Source organism: Sphingomonas bacterium, assembly GCF_903644135.1.
Taxonomy (GTDB): domain Bacteria; phylum Pseudomonadota; class Alphaproteobacteria; order Sphingomonadales; family Sphingomonadaceae; genus Sphingomonas.
This window is the reverse complement of record NZ_CAHJXA010000368.1, coordinates 1-2,640: the sequence shown is the minus strand read 5'-3', so window position 1 is coordinate 2,640 and position 2,640 is coordinate 1. Positions and strand designations below refer to the sequence as shown.

3 protein-coding genes are annotated in these 2,640 nt (G+C 67.0%); all 3 read left to right on the top strand.

Annotated elements, in window-relative coordinates; all coding sequences use genetic code 11:
* Window positions 1-270, top strand: a 270-nt coding sequence (locus tag HUU96_RS14600; RefSeq protein WP_174293462.1) for an anhydro-N-acetylmuramic acid kinase, incomplete at its 5' end; no start/stop codon positions are given.
* A 243-nt stretch (window positions 271-513) separates the two neighbouring features.
* The gene (locus HUU96_RS14595; protein WP_174293461.1) at window positions 514-2,109 is read left to right on the top strand and encodes a flavin monoamine oxidase family protein; all 1,596 of its coding nucleotides are present in this window, start codon (window positions 514-516) and stop codon (window positions 2,107-2,109) included.
* 16 nt (window positions 2,110-2,125) lie between these two features.
* The gene (locus tag HUU96_RS14590; RefSeq protein ID WP_217430342.1) at window positions 2,126-2,569 is read left to right on the top strand and encodes a c-type cytochrome; all 444 of its coding nucleotides are present in this window, start codon (window positions 2,126-2,128) and stop codon (window positions 2,567-2,569) included.
* Window positions 2,570-2,640 lie beyond the last annotated feature (71 nt).

Sequence of the window (2,640 nt, the reverse complement as noted above, 5' to 3'; positions counted from 1 at the left end):
GTGCGGCTGGGCGCGGCGCAGCTGCCCGAGCCGACGCGCCGCTGGCTGGTCTGCGGCGGCGGGCGGCACAATCCTGCGCTGATGGCGGCGCTGCGCGACGCGCTCGGCGATGTCGCATCGGTCGACGACGAAGGTCTGCGTGGCGACTTCATCGAGGCGGAGGCGATGGCGTTCCTCGCCGCGAGGACGGTGCGCGGCCTGCCGCTTACCTATCCGACGACGACCGGCGTTCCGGTCCCGATCACCGGCGGCAAGCTATATCTGCCATAGCCGCACCAGGTGTGACGGCTGGCGGGGGACGCCTGCTGGTGGCCTGCAATACGGTGCTTTGCAACAAATCTCGATCGAGAGTGTCTGCAGCCTTATTTCCTGTTGCGTCACGCGCTTGCATGTGCGCTCTTGTTACACAGCCTGACGAGACGCTCCATGACGAGCGCCGGGGGTGCGGGGATGCTCTGAGATCGATCGACGCGGCTGATCCTCGGCCGGACGTCAGGACGTTGGAGAGCATCGATGACCATCATGTCGGCAGCGGGAGGTGGTTTCAGCCGCCGCACCTTCCTTGAACAGCTCAGCATGGTGGGCGGCACGGCGCTGGTCATGGCCGGCATGGAGGCATTGGGCTTCGGCATCGGCTCGGCCGGGGCGGAACCGCCCAAGCTGACCGGCGGGGCCAAGGGCAAGAAGGTGATCGTGCTGGGTACCGGCGTCGCCGGGTTGTCGGCGGCCTATGAGCTGTCGAGCGCCGGCTACGATGTCACCGTGCTGGAGGGGCGCGATCGCGTCGGCGGCCGCTCGTACACGGCGCGCAAGGGCACGCAGCTGACCGAATTCGGCGGCGAGCCGCAGACCTGCACCTTCGACGAGGGGCTCTACATCAATCCCGGCCCCTGGCGCATCCCGTACATGCACCAGGGCTATCTGCATTACGCGCGCAAGTTCCGGGTGCCGGTGGAGCTGTTCAACAACGACAACGACCACAGCTTCATCAACTTCGACAAGGGCAAGGGGCCGCTCGCCGCGCGGCCGGTCCGCAAGCAGGAGGTCGCCGCCGACATGCGCGGCTATGCCAGCGAGATGCTGGCCAAGTGCGTCCGCCAGGGTGCGCTCGACCAGCAGTTCGGCCCCGGCGACAAGGAGCTGTTCCTCGATTATCTCCGTTCGGAAGGCTATCTGACGCCCGACGACATGAAATATGTCGGCACCGAAGGGCGCGGGTTCGATGTCAATCCCGGCGCGGGCGTCGACCCCGGCCCCGGCAAGCCGTCGACCCCGCACAAGCTGGGCGACATCCTCCAGTCGCAGACCTGGCGGGTGCTGAAATCGGTGTCGGCCTTCGACCAGCAGCGCACTATGTTCGAGCCGGTGGGCGGCATGGACCAGCTGCCGGCCGGCTTCGTGCGCAACCTCAAGCTGCAGATCAGGCTCAATCATGTCGTCGAGAAGATCGCGCAGGACGCGAACTCGGTCACCGTCTCCTACAAGACGCCCGACGGTCAGCAGGGCAGCGTCACCGCCGATTACTGCGTCTGCACCATTCCGCTATCGGTGCTGAAGTCGATCGACGTCCAGTGCGCGCCGGCGTTCAAGGAGGCGATGAGCGAGGTCGCCTATGCGCTGGTCTGCAAGATCGGCCTGCAGATGAAGACCCGATTCTGGGAAGAGAAGTACAACATCTATGGCGGCCACATCTATGTCGACGATCCCGAGGTTCAGTCGATCAGCTTCCCCTCGACCGGCTGGCTGGGCGAGAAGGGCGTGCTGCTCGGCTATTACCCGCACGGCGCGCCGGCTGCCAAGGTCAGTGCGCTGAGCCTGGAAGGCCGCAGGAAGTTCGCGCTGGCGGCCGGCAAGAAGACCTTCCCCGAATATGCCGACGCTTGCGACAGCGCCTTCTCGATCGCGTGGCACCGCGTGCCCTTCAACTTGGGCGGCTGGGCGCAATGGACCGACGAGGGGCGGGCGAAATACTATCCGACCTTGTGCCAGCCGGACGGGCGTCTGTATCTCGCCGGCGAGCATTTGAGCTACATCACCGGCTGGCAGGAGGGCGGCATCGAGTCCGCCTGGCAGCAGATCGACAGATTGCACCGTCGCGTGCACGCCTGAGGACGAGGACCGTTACATGACGCTAGCAGGACGATTTGGAACGAGGACCGGCACGATCGTGTCGGTGGGACTGGCGATGATGGGCGTGTCGGCGCTGGCCGGTGTCGCCGCGCTGGCCGCGCCACCGCCGGCCGCGGCGGTGAACGGTGCCGCGGTCTTTGCGCAGAACTGCGTCGCTTGCCATCAGGCGAACGGCAAGGGCATCCCGGGTGCCTTCCCGGCGCTGGACGGCGACCCCTATGTGCGCGGGCCGGCGGCACCGATCGCCAGGACGCTGCTCAAGGGGCGCGGCGGGATGCCCAGCTTCTCCAGCGATCTCAATGATCAGCAGATCGCCGCCGTCATCACCCATATCCGCTCTTCCTGGAGCAACCATGCCCCGCCGGTGCCGGTCGCGGTCGTCGCTGCCGCGCGCCAGGGATCGGCCGCCGAGAAGCCGAGCGTGCTGCCGGGGCATTGATGCGGGCGGCGACCGTGCTCGCTCTGCTGGCGACGGCGGCGGGGCCGGTGTCCGGCCCGTTCGATGCCACT